We start from the raw sequence: 1,297 nt of genomic DNA, 5'->3' as shown, positions 1-1,297 counted from the left end.
CCTTACCTACCATATGATAGCAGCCAATATAGAAGTGGAGTCCATTTTCTTGAGAATCAAAATGTGATAAGTGATTACATTGAGAAGGATTAATACCTAGTCGGTTAAAAAACTGAAGCTCTATCTCTGATCGGGACTTCATAGCTTCATAAAAGTTTAGACAATATAGACAATCGCACAAATCCCATTTTTTCAAATACTGTGTTTTTGTTTCTTCAACATCAATTTCTAAAATCCAATCATTAATTTTTATGGTTTGATACAAACTCTTCACTTCCCATACTTAGGCTATTTAACAGTTACCTTCAGTTGCAGAATTCTTTAGCTTAATTTATAAGATGATTAGAAAGATATACGGGCAATTATAACGAATCAGCCAAAGCACCTAATAAGTCTTCACCTTTAGTTTCTGAATAGCTTTTAATACATCTTCTCTATTCTTAGCAAACTTCATCCACTTTGGCAGTCGACTCTCGACGCTTAAATAATAGGGATGTGATTCCCTGAGTTCAGCTTCTATATAGCTTTCGATATAATTTAAATGTTCCAGGTTTAATGCCCATAAGGTGTTTCCACTACATTCAATTTGTAAATAGAGCGGAAGTTGAAAATACCAGTCGCAGGGATCTCCAATTAAAATTACTTCATAATCAGCTTTACGTTCGTACGATACTCTTGCTTGTCCGTAACCGTTTGCTTTTATAACTTTGTCTTTTGTGGTTCCGCAAGTAGTACAAACAAACCTTCTTCTGACGTTAGCGACGTAGGGACTTGAATCATCTAAAGCTATGACTTTTGCACAAGAGGCGCATTGTGGACAAACGACTAGAAATTCATATCCTAACCCTATAAGTGTTTTATTTTTATTTAGAAATGTTTTTTTCAAGACGTTTTCTCCCTTGAATTTATTAATTCATATTATCGAAGCGATGGAACTACAACATTGATTTCAGTTTTAATTTTACATTAATCGCCAGAGGCAAATACTAATTTATTTAGTTTCAGTGCCTCTAAGCAAAGGCCCTTTAATGCTTCAGCAAATGTTTTCATCTTCAGATCTATCTCCGTTGGTTGTCTACAGATCGTCTGTAATGCTTCACATACCTTGATTAATTGATTTATTTCTTGTACAGAAAACAACTTGTCCCCATATTGATCTAATCCTGTCAATAATTCAAACGAATGTCTGAATTCTCTTGTTAACAGGTAGTCGTGTACTCTTTCCTCAAATTTTACACACTTAGTAGAAAAAGCTGCTTCTTTCTTATTATCGGCAATGCAGAAATCGATTCCTACC

General features: G+C 34.4%; 2 protein-coding genes and 1 pseudogene. All 3 read right to left on the bottom strand.

The annotated features are described in order from the left end of the window. Positions 1 to 274 (bottom strand): annotated as a pseudogene (locus AC1DRF_RS28235) (hypothetical protein); the annotation flags it as partial. Positions 275 to 385: 111 nt separating this feature from the next. Further along, a complete protein-coding gene (locus AC1DRF_RS28230; protein ID WP_162214047.1) occupies positions 386 to 886 on the bottom strand; it encodes a hypothetical protein in 501 nt (166 codons plus the stop codon). An 80-nt stretch (positions 887 to 966) separates the two neighbouring features. Continuing rightward, positions 967 to 1,297: hypothetical protein (locus AC1DRF_RS28225; RefSeq protein WP_477742336.1), on the bottom strand; the 331-nt coding region annotated here is incomplete at its 5' end.

The organism is Priestia sp. P5_B4 (assembly GCF_056400385.1).
The sequence above is the reverse complement of the archived record's forward strand: the minus strand, read 5'-3'. Positions and strand labels throughout refer to the sequence as shown.